Raw genomic sequence first — 20460 nt, forward strand, 5'->3', positions numbered from 1 at the left:
AATTTACTCGGAGCTGATGACTATGGATATTAGGATGTGATAATCATATGAATAGAGGTCTATACATTGGTGCTACTTCGTTAGTGGCTAACCAAAAAAAATTAGATGTTCTTTCAAATAATTTGGCAAATATAAATACTACAGGATTTAAAAAGGATATTTCATTAACTGAGTCCTTTCCAGAGAAATTATTGGCTAAAACAAGTAGGACTGAAGAACTAAAAAATATGTTGCCTGGAGAAAATAATATTATCTATGAAAATAATAATGGAGTACATAGCGCACGTACTCAGGAGGGATATTTTGTTGTAAATACTCCTAGAGGTGAATCCTATGTGAAGGAAATAAGATTTGTTGTAGACGATGAAGGATATCTAAAAACATCTTATAAAAATCTAGAAGACGAACATAAGACTGATTACGAAAACTATATAGTAGATAGTAGTGGAAATAGAGTACAACAAGCTGGAGACATGGAAGGTCTCCTACAAGGGCTTGTTTATACTCCACCAGCCTATGTTATAGGTACTATGAGCGGAGGAGTTAGATTTCAAAAAATAGTTACAGACTTTACAAATGGAGGTCTTACAGATACTGGTGGAAAACTGGATCTTGGCATAAAGGGAAACGGATTTTTTAAAGTCCAAGGTGAAGATGGGGAAACTCTCTACACTAGAAATGGATCTTTTGCCGTAACAGAAGGCTATTTAACTGATTTAGATGGAAGAAGAGTACTTGGAAGAAACGGACAGATTCCATTAAATGGTGAAAATATAGACATCCTAGCTAAGGGACAAGTTCAAGTAAATGGAGTTTTAGTTGATACCTTAGATATAGTAGACATTAATAATAAGGAATTCCTTAGAAAAAGAGGGGACAACCTTTTTTATGTAGCAGAGAATGTTAATGCAGAGGAAGCGCCTTTTGATGGTGAAGTATTGCAGGGATATTTAGAGAGTTCAAATATGAACCCTATATCTGGTATGGTTGAGATGATAAATTTATTAAGAGAATTTGAAGCAAATCAAAAGGTAGTTAGGATGCAAGATGAAATGCTAGAAAAAGCAGCTAATGAAATAGGAAGAGTGTAGGAGGTAGAATATGAGATCATTATGGACAGCAGCTACAGGAATGAAAGCACAGCAATTTAATATAGATACTATATCCAATAATTTAGCAAATGTTAATACTACTAGTTATAAAGTACAAAGAGCAGAGTTTAAAGATTTATTCTATGCAAATATAAAAAGAGCAAATATAAATGATGACCAAGGAAGACCAGTTAATTTAGAAGTAGGCCATGGTGTTATGCCAGTAGCTACTAAGAGGGATTTTAGGACAAGTAGTTTTATGGAAACACAGGGAGCATTTGATTTTGCCATAAATGGAGAAGGATTCTTTGCAGTAGAATTACCAAATGAAGATGTGAGATATACTAGAGATGGAAGCTTCAAATTAAGTGTAGATGGAGATGAAGCTACTTTAGTTACTTCTGATGGATATTTTGTACTTAGTGAAGATGATGATTTAATTACTATAGAAGATGGAGTTAAGGATATTAGTGTTGACGAATTAGGATATATCTATGGTAGAGATGAAGATGATGAAACTGTAGAAATTGGTAGATTAAAACTAGTAAACTTTATGAATCCAGAGGGACTTCAATCTGAAGGCCAAAACCTATATAGAGCAACAGGAGCTTCAGGTGAGGAAATACCATTGGAAGCAGAAGAAATGAATACTAAAGTAGTTCAAGGATATTTAGAAGCATCAAATGTTCAGGTAGTAGATGAAATGGTAAAGATGATTACTGCACAAAGAGCTTATGAAATCAATTCAAAAACCATAAGTACTTCAGATGAAATGTTGCAGATGGCAAATAACCTAAAGAGATAATGAGGTGAGTTAAATGGAAATATCACCAATTAATAATATGATAAATATAGATAAAGATCCTACTGTAGTTCAAAAGAAAATGGAAAATCTGAAGCAGGATGTAGATGACAAAAAATTAATGGATACATGTCGTGAATTTGAAAGTATATTTGTCTATATGATGCTAAAGGAAATGAAAAAGAATGTCCCTGATGATAATGGTTTAGTAGAAAAGTCTCAAGGAACACGTATATTTGAGGAAATGCAATTAGAAGAATTATCTAAAGAGATGGCTAAAGGAGATAATGGTATAGGTCTAGCCAAAATACTGTATAAACAATTTAAGAATAATTATGTAAAACTATAAAAATAATGACTTAGGCTTAAGCCTAAGTCATTATTTTTTACTTATCAACTTTAACATTTGGTCTTTCAAAAAGTGGGGAAATTTCATATGTTATATCAGATCCATTTACTACAAACTCTATTATAGATAAATCATAAATATCTTCTGGTTTAGTTAATGCCTTAGTATTTAATTCAATATATCTTATACCATCTTTTAAGTTTGAAGTATTAGAGCTGCCACCATGTATAACAAATATATTTTTACCTTTTTCTCTAGCTTCTACTAAATATTTGTGAAGAAGATCTGCTTCCAAAGTATCTTTAAATCCGTTTGCACCAAATATTGGTGTGGAGAAGAAAAGTACAATATTGTTTTCAGTTGCTCCATTTAAATCATTTTTTAAGTTTGTCCATTGAGCTACATTGGTTTCTCTAATACCATTTTTCTGAGTGTTTACATTTATAAAAATAACATCTTTATGTTTATTCTTCTTATATGCTCCAGAAGCATCAATTCTTGAATAGTTATTTAAACCATTTGCAAATTCATTAGATATTCCATTTAGTGATATTGCTATTTTATGATTGTTTACTTTAGCCTTAACTTTGGAACTAGCATTATATTTTACCAATGCATCTAATCCTTTTGGTTCTGCTAAAACAGCAAAGGAAAATCCATCCTTACTTACAGGAGTCTTTACATTTTTACTATCCTTTAAAGTACTTGGTGTAGGAAGCACTATATTACCTAATGCAGGTGGATAGAAAGCTGTTAATCCATCTAATAGTAATTCGCCTGATTGTTTCTTTAAACTATCGGTTTCTACAGGATAAATCTTTTCTAATGTTATAGGATAGGAAACATTTGTTGGAATATTAGCAGTCACAAATTGCCATCCAGTCCAATCAATAGTTTTTGCAAAGTCAATTGAATGTGCTGTGCCTTTACTATCCTTTATGGTTCCTCTTAACCAACTACCGCTATTATCCCCATTTACCCATAGACCTAATTTTCTTGGAACACCTGCTAAAGGCAATCCTTCTTTTCCGTCTTTCATTAGATTCAGATATGCTGCTCTAGTATTTTCTCCTTGAGAGAAATCATATTTTAATGCTATAGAAGATTTACCTTCTTTTGCATCTTGACTAAGATTTATTCCACCTAAAACAGTTTCAGGCTGAGAAGTAAATTTGAAATTAGAAATTGATTCAAATCCTTCTATTAACTTACCGTCACTTCCTATGGATACTAGAATGTTTTCTACTCCTTCTCCTAGATTAGCAGTAAGAACACCTGCTGCAGATGTATCACCACTATAGAATACACCTTTTTCTACATGACCTATGTTATTTATAGTTGTAAATTTAATATCTTCAGGATATATTTTAGCCTGATATCCATTTTCATCTTTACCATAGAATGTAGGTAATGTTTTTTCACTATTTATATCTAGATTGAAATTAGATAAATTACTAGTTAAATCCTTTACATGACCTAAAACATTAATATCTATTGAACCAGTTACGCTTCCATAATTAGCAGTGATTTTTGTTTTTCCTGGTGATAGTGCCTTGAAAGTATTTCCAGATATCTCTCCAGTTGTACCTTCTTGAGTAAATACAAGTTGGGATGCATCAATAGCTATAGGATTGTGATTTTGGTCATATCCTTTTACTGTAAATCTTCTTGTTGTATCTACAAACATATTTGTATCATCAGTTATTATCTTTATATATGATAATTCTTCTACTGGAGCATTGGAGAATACCCCTACTCCATTAACAATAAGTCTTTCAGAGCCTTCAGAAGGTTTATTCACTACAGTTGCTTTTTGAGCATCAATAGGTTTTATAGCCATGACAGTAGAACCGCCACCATCTAAATTCAATCCATTATATGCTCCAAGGTCCTTAAGGATTGCACCTAGCATTTCTTGACTAACTCCTTTAAAGGAACTGTCCCTACCATCTATAGTCACTAAAATTACTTCTGTACCATCTTTATTAATTCCTATTCCAGTTCTAGGATGATTTCCAGGTGAGGAAAGGTCAGGACTATTTAGTTCACCATTTTTAAGTACATAGCTTCCTCCTCCTATGGCAAACTTAATATTATTAATATCAGGAGTACTGGATATATTAAGTTTTATAGAATCGCCTACAGAAAACTTCTTAAGTTCCTCAGATTTTGTTCCTCTTACAATTAATACATAGCCATTTTCAGGGATGTCTACAGCTTCCTTACCAACTCTTACATCAGTTACTACATCATTATCTACGACTACTTCTACTAAATCATTATGGAATCTAGTTCCTATGGATTTAGCTCCCCAATGCTTATTTAAAAGGGTCACAACATCAAAATATTTTGATACATTATTTATGGCACTGATTCTTAATTTACCACCGGTTGTAATATTATCAGCTTCCATTGTTTTTCTAAAATAGTCTACTTTTGCATTATTCAAAAAATCAACAAAAAACCCAGGTAATACTGGATTGGCATCATCTCTACGGTCAGTTAATATTTCTCCATTATCTATTAATGCACCTAAAGTCGAAGGTAATGGACTATAGTTGAAAAAGTCACCGTTTATTCCAGCAACGGCATCAAGTTTTTCTATCATAGAGCTAACCTTGTCCCTATTTGGAATACCATTTGGATTTACTAGGCTTTTCAACTCAGTATATGGATTTAATAGATTAACCCTAAGAACATTTATATTCCACCATCCAGAGGTTGTAAAGCGCATTATTTTTTCATGTACTACTCCAGCAGAAATATTATTTTTTTCGATATTTTGATATATAGTATAGGGCATATTTACTGTAACTTTATTGGCTAAAACTGGTCCAGTAGACGTGAAAATAGTTGTAGCGGCTAATAAGGATACAAAGACCTTTTTAACATTTTTTCTCATAATCTCACCTCGTAATATTTTATGTAAGCCATATTGCTTGTCCCTTCCATTATATATTTTAAATATATCAATTTGGTTACAAACATATTACAACTTGTTAACATTTGAGATATGGGGAATGACAAAAAATAAAAAAAGGATTAAACTTTCGTTTAATCCTTTTCGTTGATGGTCGGGGTGAGAGGATTTGAACCCCCGGCCCCATGGTCCCAAACCACGTGCGCTACCAAACTGCGCTACACCCCGTCGCTCACTCAACTACTATAGTATACGACGGATTTGAGGAAAATGCAATGGTATAATATATACCATATTTGGTTAAAAGTAGATAAAATATAAGTATATATGCTGAAAACTATTTAAATCAAAATAAATCTTTGCTTATCTTTAAATTTCTACATATTTTATATAAATCAATATTGTTTTAATATTTAAGCTTTGAAATACTTTCATGCATTTCCTCTGAGAGACCTAATAAGACCTGAGATGTATTCTCTATTTCCAACATAGATGCCATTTGTTCCTCAATTGATGCTGAAGTTTCTTCTGTTCCTGCAGCATTTTCTTCTGATATTGCAGATAGATTTTCAATAATTCTTATTATATCTTCTTTTTTGACTTTCATTTCTTCTCCAGAGCAATTAACATTATTTATTGATTTTTCCATATCCTCTATTGCCAATGCAATACCAGCAAATTTTTTATTAGTTATTTCAACATTTTTTACCTGTGAATCTGTGGATTCTTCAACCTTTTTAATATTATTTACTGCATATTCTGTTTTCGCACTTAACTCTCCTATTATAGTTACTATTTCTTTTGTAAATTCATTGGACATTTCAGCTAGTTTACGTACCTCCTCTGCTACTACAACAAAGCCACTTCCTGCATCTCCTGCCCTAGCAGCTTCAATGGCTGCATTTAATGCCAATAAATTAGTTTGCTCTGCAATGCTTTGAATCATATGACTAGCACTTTCTATTTTTTCTGCACTTTCATTTGTATTTATAATTATTTCATTTATTTCTTTTATAGAAGATTGATTCATCCTAGTTATTGTTACTAACTCTTTTATAGTTTCAACTCCTTCATTTTTTAAGGAATTTACTTTATGGGTAGATGTATTTAGTTCTTCAATGAATTCTTGATTTTTTTCCACTAAATCACCAAGTATATTAATATCTATTGCTCCTTGTCCTGTATCAGTAGCTTGGTCACTAGCACTTTTTGCTATACCTTCAACTGCATGGGCTATTTCATCGGCTGCCATTGTTGACTCTTTACTGGCAGATGTTAGTTTTTCTGAAGCTGATTTTAAATTTTCAGCTGAATTGGCCATGGTATGGACTGTATCTCTAACAAAATTTTGAAGTCCCTTTATAGAATTTGCAATTTCTCCAAATTCATCTTTTCCATTAAGATAATTGTCGGGAACATCTATTGTAAAATCCCCTGATGACATAATATTTAAATGTTCCTTAGTAGTATCAAGATTTCTTGCTATATTTCTAGAAATGGAGAATAAAATAATTCCCAATATAATAAATGATAAAGCACCAATTATAGTAATAATATAAATATTTCTATTAATAGCCTTGTAAGTTTCATCCATAGAAAATGCAACATTTAGAGAACCTAAATATCTGCCATCTATATTAATTGGCACCAGCACTTCATAGACTTCGATACCTTCATTATTATGTAAAGAAGCATGATTCTCTTGGTTTCCAATGGCTGAAGTTATACTTTCTTCCGTTTCTTCTGTATTCACCAATTCCTTATTGCTATGGGCCAGAATCATGGAATTTGAATCAATGAATTTTGCATAGACTATGTTATCCATATTAGATAAGTTTTCAACGAGGTTTTGATATGTGTAGTTCGTTGTCAATTCTTGTACCCTATTGGCGAGAATGGCAATCTGTACGCATTCACCATTTTTTGCTCTAACTGCTCCAAATTTAAAATAGTCTCCATTGGCTGATGCATTATCTTGTCTGATTTCTTCCATAATTTCACTATCATTGCTTTCCATAAATTTGGTTAATGAATGCTCAGCGGGCACTTTCCAACCAATATCTCTTCTAACGGTAGAATAGACTATTTGCATATTGCTGTTGAACCAGTATATAGCATCTATAGCTGATTCCTCTACAATATTATCTAGAAGCTCATTACTTAAGTTGTCTTGATTTTTTATGGCAGTATTTGCTGCGGCTCTCATATTTTCTTCTAAGATTTGATTAATAGTTAAAACTGCATTTGAATTGTCTTCCATCCTATTTACCACTTGTTCTACCAGTTCAAAACCACTTTCTTTTTTAGCATCTAACAAGCTCTTTTTAAATAGATATGAAGTACCTGTACCTATGGTTAGAATTGTAATAAATACTAATATTAAAGGCATTACAATTAATTTAGATTTGATTGTTCTTTCATTTTTTGACTTTATCATTTCATCTCCCCCAAATCATTTAAATAATAGCTATACCTTATTTATATCTGTTTTTACAAAAATTGACAATAGATTTCTGAAAAATAATATTATTTATAATAATCTGCATTGATTTGAAAATAGAATAATTGAACATTAATTTGAAATGATTTATAATTATACTAAGAATGGGAGGAATATTTATGCTGGCATTAATAGAAGAATTAAAGATAGAAATTATGGTGATATTTTTTGCAATGCTGCCTATAGTAGAACTAAGAGGGGCTATACCTTTAGGCATATCTCTAGGCTTAAGACCAATACATAGTACAATCCTTAGTATAATAGGAAATATAATTATAGTTCCATTTTTATTAAAACTACTTCAACCTATTATGAAATATTTTGAAAAGACGGTGATTTTCTCAAAAACAATAGGTTGGGTAAAAAGAAGATCTATGGAAAAGGCTAGTATTATAAAAAAATATAGTTTAATAGGATTGTTTATATTTGTAGCTATACCAATACCAACTACAGGTGTGTGGACAGGCTCAGTTATAGCATCCATATTAAAACTTGATTTCAAAAAGGCACTACTATCCATATCATTGGGTATAATAACATCAGGTATTATTGTAGCTACAATATCCTATCAGTTATTTTCTTTATTTTAAATTTTATCTTCATTGACTAGAATTTTCTGCTATGATAAAATGTTTGTTAGATAAAAACTAAATAGTTCCTTATCAAGAGTGATGGAGGGTATGGGCCCGATGAAGTCCAGCAACCGGTAATTATACAAGGTGCTAAATCCCACAGAACTATGTTCTGAGAGATGAGGTAAAGCGAATGCTAGAACCTTTTCTTAAGAAGGTTTTTTTTTATGACCTAACACAAAATTAGGTTATAAATATATGAGTTCAAACTCAAAAGGAGGAAGATTAATGAAAAAATGGTTATTTACTTCTGAATCAGTAACAGAAGGGCATCCGGATAAAGTATGTGACCAGATATCCGATTCTATATTAGATGCAATACTTGAAAAAGATCCAAATGCAAGGGTTGCTTGTGAAACCACAGTAACGACTGGAATGGTACTTGTAGTAGGTGAAATCACTACAAAATGCTATGTAGATATACCTAAAATAGCAAGACATACAATAGAAGAAATAGGATATACAAGGGCAAAATATGGATTTGACTCAGATACTTGTGCTGTTCTTACTTCTATAAATGAGCAATCAGGTGATATTGCTATGGGAGTAGATAAGGCTTTAGAACAAAAAAATAGCTCAGATGATGCATTGGATCTAATAGGTGCTGGAGATCAAGGTATGATGTTTGGTTATGCATGTAATGAAACACCAGAATTAATGCCATTACCTATATCCTTAGCTCATAAACTAGCTAAGAGATTATCTGATATAAGAAAAGACGGTACATTAGAATACCTAAGACCAGATGGAAAGACTCAAGTAACGGTAGAATATCACAATGATAAACCTGTTAGAATAGAAAATGTTGTAGTATCTACTCAACATAGCCAAGATGTAGAACTTGAAACAATTAGAGAAGAGATAATTAAACATGTAATAATGGAAATAATACCAAAAGAGTTATTGGATGAAAATACAAAGTATTATGTAAATCCTACAGGCAGATTTGTAATAGGTGGTCCTATGGGTGATGCAGGATTAACAGGAAGAAAAATAATAGTAGATACCTATGGAGGCTTTGCAAGACATGGAGGAGGAGCATTCTCAGGAAAAGATCCAACAAAAGTAGATAGATCTGCTGCATATGCTGCAAGATATGTAGCTAAAAATATAGTAGCAGCAGGATTAGCAGATAAATGTGAAGTTGGATTGGCATATGCCATAGGAGTAGCAAGACCATTATCTATATATGTAGATACCTTTGGCACAGGAAAGATATCTGATACAGAAATTCAAGAATTAGTCAATAAACATTTTGATCTAAGACCAGCAGCTATTATAAGAGATTTAGACCTAAGAAGGCCGATCTATAAACAAATAGCGGCATATGGACATTTCGGCAGAGAAGATTTAGATTTACCATGGGAAAAAATAGATAAAGCTGATTTATTGAGGGGTTAATTCCCTCAATAAATCTCCAATGCACAATTAATAGTTAACAATTAACAATGAGAAACAATAAGAACAAATTGACCAATTAGTTTTTTAATTTTTTTAATTGTTAATTGTTCTTTGTTAATTGTCAATTGAAAAACAGGAGTGAAATAAATGTTAACTTTAGAGGGTGTAATAGAGGAAATAAGATTTAGAAATGAGGCTAATGGCTATACAGTTGCAAAGCTTAATACATCTGATGGACCAGTTACCATAGTAGGTAATACCCCTTTCATAAATCTAGAGGAAACTGTAAAAGTAGAGGGGGAATGGATTTATCATCCTACCTATGGAGAACAATTATCTTTTACAAGTATCTCTACAGTAGTGCCATCGACGCTGAAAGGAATAGAGAATTATCTATCATCTGGCTTAATTCCTCATATTGGACCTAAAACAGCTAAGAAAATAGTAGAAAAATTCGGATTAGATTCACTGGAAATTATACAATATAATCCTGAAAGATTAAAGGAAATTCCAGGAATAGGTGAAAAAAAGCTGGAAAGAATAGTAGAGGCCTACGCAGAGCAAAGAGAACTTAGAGATATAATGGTATTTTTGCAAGGCTATGGTATTACTGTTAATTATGGAATAAAAATATATAAAAAATATGGTAAAGATACAATAAATATAATTAGTGAAAACCCCTATAGACTCTCTGAAGATATTTATGGAATAGGATTTAAAACTGCAGATAAAATAGCATATAAAATGGGTATAAGTAAAGAGTCCCAATATAGAATAGAAGCAGGCATAAAATATATTATAATGGAATTTGCAGGAAATGGTCATTGTTATGTACCAAAGAAAGAGTTAATAACTAGTGTATCTAAATTATTAGAAACAGAAGACAACCTAATAGAGGAAGGAATAAGAAATCTAGGACTTAGGGGAAATATTCATTTGATTCCAGATGATGAGGATACCCTTGTATATTATACTCCATTTCATATAGCGGAAAATAATGTTAGTAAAAAGCTAGTAGAGCTATCACAAGTCAAATTAGAAGAAGTAGAAATAGATGTAGAAAAAGAAATAGAAAGAATAGAGGAAGAGGACAAAATTACATTTGCTGAGAAACAGATTTTAGCCATAAAGGAGTCCCTAGAAAATGGGCTAGTGGTTGTTACTGGTGGTCCAGGTACAGGAAAGACCACTACTATTAATGCCATAATAAAAATCTGCGAAGATTTGAAACTATCAGTAATCCTTGCGGCCCCAACAGGTAGAGCAGCAAAAAGGATGACTGAAACAACAGGAAGAGAAGCAAAAACCATACATAGATTGTTAGAGTATTCCTTTATGGAAGAAGAATCTATGGCATTTGGAAGAGATGAGGACAGTCCCATAGATGCAGATTTAATAATTATAGACGAATCTTCTATGATAGATATTTTACTTATGAACTCCCTTCTAAAAGCTATAAATCCAGGAACACGTGTAGTTTTAGTCGGAGATATAGACCAATTACCATCAGTAGGTGCAGGAAATGTATTAAAGGATATTATTGAATCAGGAGTAATTAAGGTTGTTAGACTAGATGAGATATTTAGACAATCTGAGGAAAGTATGATAATAGTCAATGCCCATAGGATAAATAAAGGTGAAGAACCTATTTTAAATAAAAAAGATAAGGATTTCTTTTTCTTAACTAGAAGAAATGGTGATGGGATATTAGATACCGTATTAGAACTTTGTCTCGAAAGACTTCCTAGTTTTTATGGAGTAGACAAACTAAGAGATATTCAAGTTTTGACTCCTATGAAAAAAGGTGATGTAGGTATCAACTCATTGAATAAGCATTTACAATCTGTTCTAAATCCAGAAGATAAATCAAAGGAAGAAAAAACAGTAGGAGATGATATATTCCGAGTTGGAGATAAGGTAATGCAAATAAAAAACAACTATACAACTGAATGGAAAATAGTGAGAGATGGTATGGAAATAAACAACGGTGAGGGAATCTTTAATGGGGATTTTGGTTTTATCATAGATATAGATGAAGAAGATAGGATGATGAAAGTCTTATTTGATGATGAAAAGGAGGTGGAATACGAGTTTAATCAATTAGACGAATTAAAACTAGCCTATGCTACAACAGTACATAAATCTCAAGGATCTGAATTTCCAATAGTTGTTATGCCAATTAGCTGGGGACCTCCAATGCTTCTAACTCGTAACTTATTATATACTGCAATTACTAGAGCTAAAAATTTGGTAGTATTAGTAGGGGAAGAAAGATACTTATCTATGATGATAAAAAATAATAGAATAACAAAAAGATATTCTGCATTAGATAAGAAGATTAGAAATTATATATCTGTATTTATGAGGTGATAAAATTGCTTCAAACTTTAAATAGTTTACTTTTCCCAACAAAACATATCTGCCTTTTTTGTAAAGAAAAAACTGGAAATGCCGAAGGTATATGTAAGGACTGCTATGGAAATTTAGAAATACTAAATAGGGAGATTGAAATGAATTCTCCCTACATTAAGAAGATATATTATTCACTTTCATACAATAGATTTACTAGAGAAATGATTAAGAATTATAAATATAACGGAAAAAACTATTTTTATAAACCATTTGGATTAATTATGGTTAAGACCATAAAAAACAAAAATATAGATAAAAACATAGATGGAGTTATTTATGTTCCAGTCCATAGAAGAAAGGAAGCTTTAAGAGGTTATAATCAGGCGGAGTTATTGGCAAGGTACATATCAGAGAATTTAAATAAGCCTTTATTATGTAATAATTTAATAAAGATAAAATGGACAAAGGAACAAAGTCACTCAAATAAAATTGATAGAATGATAAATTTAAAAAACTCATTTCAAATAAGAAATGCAAATCTTATAGAAGGTAAAAAACTCCTTCTAGTAGACGATATTATAACTACAGGAGCGACTATGGAGGAGTGCAGTAAGGTTCTTATAAATGCTGGAGCCAAGGAAATAATTGGGCTTGCTTTGACATCAAGTAAAAATAATTAAGGGATGTGAAATTATGAACATAAGAAATTGTACAAGATGTGGAAAAATCTATAACTATGATGGATTTAAAATATGTTTTAACTGTAGGAAAGATGATGAAAAGGATTTTCAGAAAGTAAAAGGGTATTTATATGAATATCCAGGAGCGAATATTGTAGAAGTTGAAGAAGCAACAGGTGTAGAAACAAGTAAGATAATAGGTTATTTAAAGGAAGGAAGACTAGAAGTAGCTGATGGAAGCAATCTGATATTGGAATGTGAGAAATGCGGAGCAAGTATTAAAACTGGAAGATTTTGTGATAAATGTACAAATGAACTTCAAAGGGAATTAGGGCAGGTAGTTGATTCTGCAAGATCTAATAAAACCACAATAGATAGGAAAAAGGAAGAAAAATTCAGATTAGTAGATAGATATGAAAAAAAGAGATAAAAAATTAAAGAAACACCCCATCTTACCGATAATAATATTGAATAGGTAAGAGGGGTGTTTTTTATGAGAATAAATAAATTGGATAATATTTTCCAAGTTTACAACAAAAATTCAGGGGGAAAGAAAGTTAAATCAGATAATAAAGTAAATGACACAGATAAAATTAAAATATCTGAGAAGGCAATGGAGTATCAATATGCCTTACAAAAAATTAAAGATGTAGAAGATATACGTATGGATAAAGTTGAAAATATAAAACAACAAGTTCAATCAGGGTCTTATCATGTAGATGGGAAGAAAATAGCTGAAAAAATAATTGAATCTGTTAATTTTGACAAAAAAATTTAGTGGTCGGTGATAAAAATGACTTTTGGTGAAGAATTAGTATTAGTCTTAGAAAAAGAATTGGATATTTTAATGAAGTTAAAAGAACTTTCTTTTAGCAAAACAGATATGATTGTAGATAATCATATCCATGAGTTAGAACAAACTACAAAAGATGAAGAAAATCTAATAAATGAAATGGCCACTTTAGAAGAAGCAAGAGAAAAACTTTTAGATACTTGGGGGATAGCTATAAATACCCCCATTTCTAATATTATAGAAAATCTACCAGAAAATAATGAAAGCTTAATAACTATTGTAGATAAAATGCATGACGAAATGGAAGAACTTTCACTTAGAAATAAATTGAATAACGATCTAATAAAACAAAATCTAGATTGGATTGATTTTAATATGAATTTCATTACTAGCACCAATATAGAACCAGGATATGGTGATGAAAATAAGAAATCCAGTAGAAATCATATTTTTGATAGGAAGGTGTAAAAATGGGATTTGGAGGTCTATATATTTCAATATCAGGATTACAAGCATCAAGGATGTCCTTAGATACGATTTCACATAATATATCTAATGCAAATAATCCAAATTATGTAAGACAATCAGCAATGCATACAAATAATTCATATACAAAATCTGCAGATGGGAGATTGGAAACTGGTACAGGAGTTAATGTGCAACAAGTTAGACAAATAAGAGATGAATTTTTAGATATGAAAGTAAGGCGAGAAGTATCCACATTTGGATATCATTATGCTAAGTCCCAAATCCTTGAGGATGTAGAGGGTGTATTTAATGAAATAAGTAAAGACGAAAATGGTCTGCAAAAGATAATGAATGATTTTTGGGAAAATTGGAATGAACTTTCTAAAGAGGCAGATAGTTTGCCAATAAGAGGTCTAGTACATGAATCATCTGTTGCATTTACAGATACTGTAAATCATATATCAAGACAACTTAGTGATATAAGACAGAACTTAAATAAGGAAATTCTTGCTAAGGTTGACGAAGTAAATAGTATATTAAATGGAATTGGAGAATTAAATAAGAGTATTAAATTAGTAGAAGGGGAAAACAGCAGAATAAAGGCTAATGATTTCAGAGATGAAAGAAATGCACTATTAGATAGATTATCAGAACTAATACCTATTAAGTCCTATGAAAATAACTTTGGAGAGATTGTAGTATCTCTACAAGGAAGAGACTTAATAAATGGAAATTATATTAGTACAATAGATGTAAAAAATGATGGTAGTGGGTTGGGACATATATATTGGAAAAATTCAAATGAAAAAATAGAGATAGATGGACAAGGTGAATTAGCAGGACTTATAGATGTAAGAGATACTTCTATGGTAGAGTATATGAATAGATTAGATACATTAGTAAATACATTTGCAGAGAAGATAAATGACTTACACAAAACTGGAGTTGATTTAGAGGGAAATTCTGGAGAGGATTTTTTCGTAGGATCAAATGGAGTAATCACTGCAGCTAATATAAAAGTAAATCAAGACCTTGCAAATTTCAATAAAATAGCAGTATCAAAAACCGGTGCCAAAGGTGATGGAGAAATAGCAAAGGAAATCTGTAAAATTAGGGATGATAATAGCTTGTATGGAGATAAAAAGATAGAAGGATATTACCGAGATATAATACTTCAATTAGGTATAGAAAGACAAGCTTCCGAATCCATAGTGAATAATCAAGGATTTTTAATTAAGGATATAGATGATAAAAGAAAAAGTATATCAGCAGTATCTTTAGATGAGGAAATGGCAGATATGATAAAGTTTCAACATTCATATTCAGCAAATTCCAGAGTGATAAATGCAATTGACGAGATGATAGAAACAGTTGTAAATAGAGTAGGATTAGTGGGGAGGTAGAATAAATGTTTTTTGGATTTAATTCAGCAGTAAGAGGGCTTCTTGCATCACAGAGAGCTTTATATACTACAAATCATAATATAGATAATGCGAATACTAAGGGATATTCAAGACAGCAAGTAGACCAAAGAGCCACAAATCCATATAAAATGCCGGGCATAGGCTTTTTAGGAACTGGTACAGAAATATATAATGTTGAAAGAGTAAGGGATTCTTTTGTAGATTTTAAATATTGGAATGAAACAGCTCCTAAGGGAGAATGGGAAGTAAAGCAAACTTCATTAACAGAAATGGAAAAATTAATGGGTGAACCATCTAATAATAGTTTTAGAAAATATATGGATGATTTCTATAGAAGTTTAGATGAAATGAGTAAAAATCCTAAAGATGTATCATTTAGAGAACCTGTACGTGAAAATGCAATGGCTCTAACAAAACATATTAATGAAACAGCAAAGAGATTACAGGATATGAAAAAGGAAACCGAATATGAAATAGAAACAAAAGTAAGATATGTAAATAATCTAAGTGATCAAATAGCAAGGTTAAATAGACAAATATATTCATCAGAAATAGATGGCAAACCTGCCAATGATTTAAGAGATAAAAGGGAACTACTAGTAGATGAAATGTCCAAGATTGTAAATGTAAAGGTTAATGAATCCCCTGATGGAAAATATAATGTTTCTGTTGGAGGTATATCCATAGTAAGTCATACAGATACAAATGAAATGTCACTTAAAGTTACAAATGTTGGCGGCAAAGACACTTATACAATTCATTGGGAAAATGGTGGAGAAGCAAATATTAAATCTGGAGAATTAAAGGGACTATTGGATATGATTCAGGGAGATGGAGAATTAAATACCTATAGAGGTATACCATATTATATGAAACAACTTGATGAATTTGCAAAGGGATTTGCAGATAAATTTAATGAAGTGCATGAAGCTGGATATGGTGTAGGCAGTACTACTAATGGAATAAGTTTTTTTGTAGGAGCCAATAATGATCCTGATAATATAACTGCTGCAACTTTAACTCTATCTGATGAAGTACTTAGTGATATAGAAAACATAGCAGCTGCAGGTAAATCAGGTGGAGATGCTGAAGATAATAGAAACCTTATGGAACTAATAAAGCAAAGGGAAGACAAGAATTTCTTCTCAGGTTCAGTATCACAAGGAACTCCGGATGATTTTATTAAATCCATGCTTTCTTCTATGGCGGTTGATAGTCTTCAAGCTCAGAGACTATATAAATCTCAAAATGCGCTGCAACAAAATATAGCAACAAAACGTCAATCTATATCAGGTGTAGACTTAGATGAAGAAATGGCAGATATGATAAGATTTCAACATGTATATGTGGCATCATCAAAGATGATATCCACTATGGATGCCATAATAGATATAACTGTAAATAGATTAGGATTAGTTGGAAGATAATAAAAAGCTAATAATGAAGAGGTGAAACTATTGAGAATAACAAATAATATGCTTGTAAGCAATATGACATATAATCTAAATAATACTTTACAGAGATTGGAAAGGCTACAATATGAGGCATATGAAGGAAAAAAGTTTAGAGTTCCATCTGATGATCCAATAGGAGCTAGTAAATCATTAAAATTTAATACAGATATTTCAAAACTAGAACAGTATGTTAGAAATACGAAGGATGCCACTACATGGATGAAGGAAACTGAGTCTGCTCTAAAGGAAATCAATGAAGTGCTTCATAGAGCGAATGAGTTAACAGTGCAAGCAGCAAATGGACCTAATAATGAGGATTTAGATAAAATAAGAGATGAAATAAAAGAATTAAAAAGCCATTTAATCCAAATAGGTAATTCAACCTATGCAGGAAGGTCATTATTTACAGGATTTAAAACAGATAAGGAATTGTTGGACGAGAATGGAAAATATAAGGTGGATTTAAAGAATGATGAAGTATTTGTGTACAATGTAGGAGTAGCAGAAACGGTAAAGGTAAATACTTTAGGGAATAAGGTTTTTGGAAAAGCTGAGTATGATGCGACTAATAATGAAATTATTGGTGGACCAGGATATATAGATGAAATAACAGGAAATACAGATGAAACATATTTAATATCTGTATTTAGTCAGTTAGAAAAAGCTTTGGAAGATAAAGACAAAGATAAAATCCAAGAAGCCTTAGGAAATATAAAGGACTGTAGAGATCAAATATTATCAGTTACATCAGAAATAGGGGCTAAAGTAAATAGGCTAGAGCTTACTAAAAATAAACTGGAAACTCAAGTTGTAAATGTGAAGGAGTTACTATCATTTAATGAGGATGTTAGCTTACCTGAAGCATATATGAAATTAGCTATAGAGGAAAATGTATATAGAGCAAGCTTATCAATAGGGTCAAGAATAATACAACCAAGTCTAATGGACTTTTTAAGATAATCATACAGGCGTACCTTTGGTCGCCTATTTTTTTATTTAATATAGTCTTATATTCAAGTTTTTAAAATAATGTATAATAATTCCTAATATTATATTATAATGGAATTAATATGGACATTTTAATTCTCAATTTTTAGTTGAAAATTAAAAAACAAAGGGGGTAATATCAATGAAAATAAGAACTAGAAATTTTGGTGACATTGAAATAGAAAAAGATAAGATAATAAGATTTGAAGAAGGAATACCAGCATTTGAAAAAGAAAAAGAATTTGTACTTATATTTAATGAAGACAAGGAAAATCCATTTCATTCATTGCAATCAGTTAGTAGAGAGGAGTTATCATTTATTGTGATAAATCCATTTGAAATATTTAAAGACTATGATATATTACTTCCAGATACAGCAATAAATAAATTAAAAATAGAAAAAGAAGAAGATGTAAATATATATACAATAGTAGTAGTACCAGAAGATATAAATAAAATGACTACTAATTTATTAGGACCAATAGTTATTAATACAAAGAAAAGATTAGGCAAACAAGTAATACTAGATGATAAAAGATATACTACAAAACATTTTATCTTCAACCAAGACTCCAAAGTAGGAGGTCAATAATATGCTAATACTTACTAGAAAGAAAGATGAGTCAATAATTATAGACGGAAATATTGAGATAAAAATAATTGAAATAGAAGATGGAAAAGTTAAAATAGGAATAGATGCACCCAAAAATATAGATATTATTCGAAAAGAGCTATATAAAGAAATGCAGGACGAAAACTTAGCAGCTCTCAATAATACTTCTAAATTAAGTGATGTAAAGAAATTTTTAAATGGAAAAACTACTTAAATATTGTAGTTGTTCAGGGAGGAATCATACCATGAATGATATAGGAACTTGTATTAGCAAGAATGGGCCTTGGAAGGTATTGATAGTTGATGATGATAATTTCATACATAGGATGCTTAAAGAAGTTAATAAGAACCTTGTATTTGAAGATAAAGGCATAATGTTTTATAGTGCATATACATCTAGTGAAGCTATAGAAATATTAAAAGAAAATGAAGATGTAGCCTTAGTATTAGTTGATGTCTTCTTAGAAGACAGAGATACAGGTCTAAATTTTGTAAAATATATTAGAGAAGATGTAAAAGACTTCGATATTAGACTAGTTCTAATGACAGGTAAAGGCTCTAATATTCTACAGGATAAAATTATATTGAACTATGATATAAACGGATATGAAAATAAATCCGATTTGTTTTCTAAAAAAATGAAGACAGTTATCTTATCATCTCTAAGGTCCTTTAGAGATATTATTAGAATAAAAAATCATAGAGAGTCAATGGAGAAAGTAGTATCATACATATCTAAATTATATGAAAAGGATACAATTAATGATTTTTTAATATCTAGTTTATATTATCTAAGTTCATTAATTAATCAATGTAAAGGACTAGGAAGTGAAAACTGCCCCATAAACTCCTTTGTAGGAGTAAAACAAGATAAAACTCATACATTTACAATAATCGGTGGGACAGGTAAATATAGAAATTTAATTGATAATAAAGTTGAAGAAAACATATCAGATAATGATTTTATAAAGGTAAGTAAAATAAATAAAGGTGGAGACCATGAGCTTTTTGATGATTGCTATATAGCTAGATACAAAAGTACTGCAGGAAATGAAGCAATTATATTTATAGAAAGATATGAAAACATAGATTGCATTGATATAGAGCTATTAAATGTATTTCATAAAAGTATATCTGCAACCTTTGATAATCTATGCTTAAATTTAGAAATAGAAGAAACTCAAAAGGAAATATTATATACATTAGGAGAAGTAACAGAAGCTCGCTCAGAAGAAACTGGCTCCCATGTAAAAAGAGTGTCTAAGTATTGTCAGCTTTTAGCAGAAAAATATGGACTTTCTCAGAGAGAAATTATGTTAATAGCCAATGCTTCACCAATACACGATATAGGAAAAGTTGCCATACCAGATAAGATACTCTTAAAACCAGGGAAATTGACTAAAGAAGAATTTAATATAATAAAGACACATACAACAATAGGATATAATCTCCTAAAGAATTCTAAAAGGGAAATCCTAAAAGCAGCAGCTATAGTAGCTCATGAACACCATGAAAGATATGACGGTGGAGGATATCCAAGGGGATTAAAAGGAGAAGAGATACATATTTATGGAAGAATATCAGCTATAGCAGATGTATTTGATGCTCTAGGTTCTCCTAGAGTATATAAAAAGGCTTGGATAATCAACGATATATTAAATTATTTCAAAGATCAAAGTGGAAAACATTTTGATCCAAAGTTAGTGGATATATTATTTAATAATCTAGATGAATTTATGGAAATAAAAGAAAAATATTCTGATGAAAATACTAAAGTTATTGGACATGTATCCGATAATAAGGAATAAAAAAGATTTCAAAATATAATTAGAGAGCTAGGGTATTTTTCCTTTTGCTCTTTTATAATAGACATTGAATAGTAATTGATATTATTATATTCTTCGCAATATTATTGTAATGATTCTGCTGATTGTATATACTATAAGTAATTGAAGTATATATTATTGTAGATATCTATATTACTATCATCAATG

The 20460-nt window shown here is 30.9% G+C and carries 18 protein-coding genes, 1 tRNA gene and 1 riboswitch; of the genes, 16 read left to right on the plus strand and 3 right to left on the minus strand.

Annotation, left to right across the window (positions count from 1 at the left end):
- Nucleotides 1-47: 47 nt before the first annotated feature.
- The 3 genes from ABWP20_RS03420 to ABWP20_RS03430 are packed head-to-tail and all read left to right on the plus strand — an operon-like array spanning nucleotide 48 to nucleotide 2242.
- Nucleotides 48-1091 (plus strand): flagellar hook-basal body protein, encoded by a 1044-nt coding sequence (locus ABWP20_RS03420; RefSeq protein ID WP_353093758.1) that lies wholly within the window; start codon nucleotides 48-50, stop codon nucleotides 1089-1091.
- 10 nt (nucleotides 1092-1101) lie between these two features.
- Complete coding sequence (gene flgG / locus ABWP20_RS03425; RefSeq protein WP_353093760.1) at nucleotides 1102-1896, plus strand: flagellar basal-body rod protein FlgG; 795 nt, start codon at nucleotides 1102-1104, stop codon at nucleotides 1894-1896.
- A gap of 13 nt (nucleotides 1897-1909) precedes the next feature.
- Nucleotides 1910-2242: a rod-binding protein gene (locus tag ABWP20_RS03430; protein ID WP_353093762.1), complete on the plus strand. Its 333-nt coding sequence runs from the start codon at nucleotides 1910-1912 to the stop codon at nucleotides 2240-2242.
- A gap of 37 nt (nucleotides 2243-2279) precedes the next feature.
- Here ABWP20_RS03430 and ABWP20_RS03435 read toward each other — a convergent pair whose 3' ends face one another.
- The 3 genes from ABWP20_RS03435 to ABWP20_RS03445 form a co-directional block, all read right to left on the minus strand.
- Nucleotides 2280-5144, minus strand: a complete 2865-nt coding sequence (locus tag ABWP20_RS03435) for a phosphodiester glycosidase family protein (protein ID WP_353093763.1) — start codon at nucleotides 5142-5144, stop codon at nucleotides 2280-2282.
- A gap of 169 nt (nucleotides 5145-5313) precedes the next feature.
- Nucleotides 5314-5390: transfer RNA gene (locus ABWP20_RS03440), tRNA-Pro, on the minus strand.
- 178 nt (nucleotides 5391-5568) lie between these two features.
- Nucleotides 5569-7599: a methyl-accepting chemotaxis protein gene (locus ABWP20_RS03445; RefSeq protein ID WP_353093765.1), complete on the minus strand. Its 2031-nt coding sequence runs from the start codon at nucleotides 7597-7599 to the stop codon at nucleotides 5569-5571.
- A 182-nt stretch (nucleotides 7600-7781) separates the two neighbouring features.
- Here ABWP20_RS03445 and ABWP20_RS03450 point away from each other — a divergent pair, with 182 nt between their 5' ends.
- The 13 genes from ABWP20_RS03450 to ABWP20_RS03510 all read left to right on the plus strand — a co-directional run bounded on the left by ABWP20_RS03450 (nucleotide 7782) and on the right by ABWP20_RS03510 (nucleotide 20274).
- Complete coding sequence (locus ABWP20_RS03450; RefSeq protein WP_353093767.1) at nucleotides 7782-8252, plus strand: COG2426 family protein; 471 nt, start codon at nucleotides 7782-7784, stop codon at nucleotides 8250-8252.
- Nucleotides 8253-8318: 66 nt separating this feature from the next.
- A riboswitch (SAM riboswitch) is annotated at nucleotides 8319-8420 on the plus strand.
- Nucleotides 8421-8522: 102 nt separating this feature from the next.
- Nucleotides 8523-9695: a methionine adenosyltransferase gene (gene metK, locus ABWP20_RS03455; protein ID WP_353093769.1), complete on the plus strand. Its 1173-nt coding sequence runs from the start codon at nucleotides 8523-8525 to the stop codon at nucleotides 9693-9695.
- Between the two features lie 147 nt (nucleotides 9696-9842).
- On the plus strand, nucleotides 9843-12065 hold the full coding sequence (gene recD2, locus ABWP20_RS03460; RefSeq protein WP_353093771.1) for an SF1B family DNA helicase RecD2: 2223 nt from the start codon (nucleotides 9843-9845) through the stop codon (nucleotides 12063-12065).
- A 5-nt stretch (nucleotides 12066-12070) separates the two neighbouring features.
- A complete protein-coding gene (locus ABWP20_RS03465) occupies nucleotides 12071-12727 on the plus strand; it encodes a ComF family protein (protein ID WP_353093772.1) in 657 nt (218 codons plus the stop codon).
- A 13-nt stretch (nucleotides 12728-12740) separates the two neighbouring features.
- Nucleotides 12741-13157, plus strand: coding sequence for a TIGR03826 family flagellar region protein (locus ABWP20_RS03470; protein WP_353093774.1), 417 nt, complete (start codon nucleotides 12741-12743; stop codon nucleotides 13155-13157).
- 63 nt (nucleotides 13158-13220) lie between these two features.
- Nucleotides 13221-13505, plus strand: a complete 285-nt coding sequence (gene flgM / locus ABWP20_RS03475) for a flagellar biosynthesis anti-sigma factor FlgM (RefSeq protein WP_353093776.1) — start codon at nucleotides 13221-13223, stop codon at nucleotides 13503-13505.
- Between the two features lie 15 nt (nucleotides 13506-13520).
- Nucleotides 13521-13988 (plus strand): flagellar protein FlgN, encoded by a 468-nt coding sequence (locus ABWP20_RS03480; protein WP_353093778.1) that lies wholly within the window; start codon nucleotides 13521-13523, stop codon nucleotides 13986-13988.
- Between the two features lie 2 nt (nucleotides 13989-13990).
- Nucleotides 13991-15391, plus strand: coding sequence for a flagellar hook-associated protein FlgK (gene flgK / locus ABWP20_RS03485; protein ID WP_353093780.1), 1401 nt, complete (start codon nucleotides 13991-13993; stop codon nucleotides 15389-15391).
- 5 nt (nucleotides 15392-15396) lie between these two features.
- Nucleotides 15397-16839 carry a flagellar hook-associated protein FlgK gene (gene flgK / locus ABWP20_RS03490; protein ID WP_353093782.1) on the plus strand — a complete coding sequence of 481 codons (1443 nt, stop codon included), beginning with the start codon at nucleotides 15397-15399 and terminating at the stop codon, nucleotides 16837-16839.
- A gap of 21 nt (nucleotides 16840-16860) precedes the next feature.
- Nucleotides 16861-17826 (plus strand): flagellar hook-associated protein FlgL, encoded by a 966-nt coding sequence (gene flgL, locus ABWP20_RS03495; protein ID WP_353093784.1) that lies wholly within the window; start codon nucleotides 16861-16863, stop codon nucleotides 17824-17826.
- A 169-nt stretch (nucleotides 17827-17995) separates the two neighbouring features.
- Entirely contained in the window at nucleotides 17996-18445 is a 450-nt protein-coding gene (gene fliW / locus ABWP20_RS03500; RefSeq protein ID WP_353093785.1) for a flagellar assembly protein FliW, read from the plus strand.
- A 1-nt stretch (nucleotide 18446) separates the two neighbouring features.
- Nucleotides 18447-18680: a carbon storage regulator CsrA gene (gene csrA, locus ABWP20_RS03505; RefSeq protein WP_353093787.1), complete on the plus strand. Its 234-nt coding sequence runs from the start codon at nucleotides 18447-18449 to the stop codon at nucleotides 18678-18680.
- 31 nt (nucleotides 18681-18711) lie between these two features.
- A complete protein-coding gene (locus ABWP20_RS03510; RefSeq protein WP_353093789.1) occupies nucleotides 18712-20274 on the plus strand; it encodes an HD domain-containing phosphohydrolase in 1563 nt (520 codons plus the stop codon).
- Nucleotides 20275-20460: the final 186 nt, after the last annotated feature.

The sequence above is a fragment of the Tissierella praeacuta genome (genome assembly GCF_040396155.1).
Taxonomy (GTDB): Bacteria; Bacillota; Clostridia; order Tissierellales; family Tissierellaceae; genus Tissierella; species Tissierella praeacuta_A.

Bases quoted from the DNA above. Each gene is read 5' to 3' on its own strand.
- ABWP20_RS03420 (WP_353093758.1), top strand. From the start codon at position 48: ATGAATAGAGGTCTATACATTGGTGCTACTTCGTTAGTGGCTAACCAA.
- flgG (WP_353093760.1), top strand. From the start codon at position 1,102: ATGAGATCATTATGGACAGCAGCTACAGGAATGAAAGCACAGCAATTT.
- ABWP20_RS03430 (WP_353093762.1), top strand. From the start codon at position 1,910: ATGGAAATATCACCAATTAATAATATGATAAATATAGATAAAGATCCT.
- ABWP20_RS03435 (WP_353093763.1), bottom strand. From the start codon at position 5,144: ATGAGAAAAAATGTTAAAAAGGTCTTTGTATCCTTATTAGCCGCTACA.
- ABWP20_RS03445 (WP_353093765.1), bottom strand. From the start codon at position 7,599: ATGATAAAGTCAAAAAATGAAAGAACAATCAAATCTAAATTAATTGTA.
- ABWP20_RS03450 (WP_353093767.1), top strand. From the start codon at position 7,782: ATGCTGGCATTAATAGAAGAATTAAAGATAGAAATTATGGTGATATTT.
- metK (WP_353093769.1), top strand. From the start codon at position 8,523: ATGAAAAAATGGTTATTTACTTCTGAATCAGTAACAGAAGGGCATCCG.
- recD2 (WP_353093771.1), top strand. From the start codon at position 9,843: ATGTTAACTTTAGAGGGTGTAATAGAGGAAATAAGATTTAGAAATGAG.
- ABWP20_RS03470 (WP_353093774.1), top strand. From the start codon at position 12,741: ATGAACATAAGAAATTGTACAAGATGTGGAAAAATCTATAACTATGAT.
- flgM (WP_353093776.1), top strand. From the start codon at position 13,221: ATGAGAATAAATAAATTGGATAATATTTTCCAAGTTTACAACAAAAAT.
- ABWP20_RS03480 (WP_353093778.1), top strand. From the start codon at position 13,521: ATGACTTTTGGTGAAGAATTAGTATTAGTCTTAGAAAAAGAATTGGAT.
- flgK (WP_353093780.1), top strand. From the start codon at position 13,991: ATGGGATTTGGAGGTCTATATATTTCAATATCAGGATTACAAGCATCA.
- flgK (WP_353093782.1), top strand. From the start codon at position 15,397: ATGTTTTTTGGATTTAATTCAGCAGTAAGAGGGCTTCTTGCATCACAG.
- fliW (WP_353093785.1), top strand. From the start codon at position 17,996: ATGAAAATAAGAACTAGAAATTTTGGTGACATTGAAATAGAAAAAGAT.
- csrA (WP_353093787.1), top strand. From the start codon at position 18,447: ATGCTAATACTTACTAGAAAGAAAGATGAGTCAATAATTATAGACGGA.
- ABWP20_RS03510 (WP_353093789.1), top strand. From the start codon at position 18,712: ATGAATGATATAGGAACTTGTATTAGCAAGAATGGGCCTTGGAAGGTA.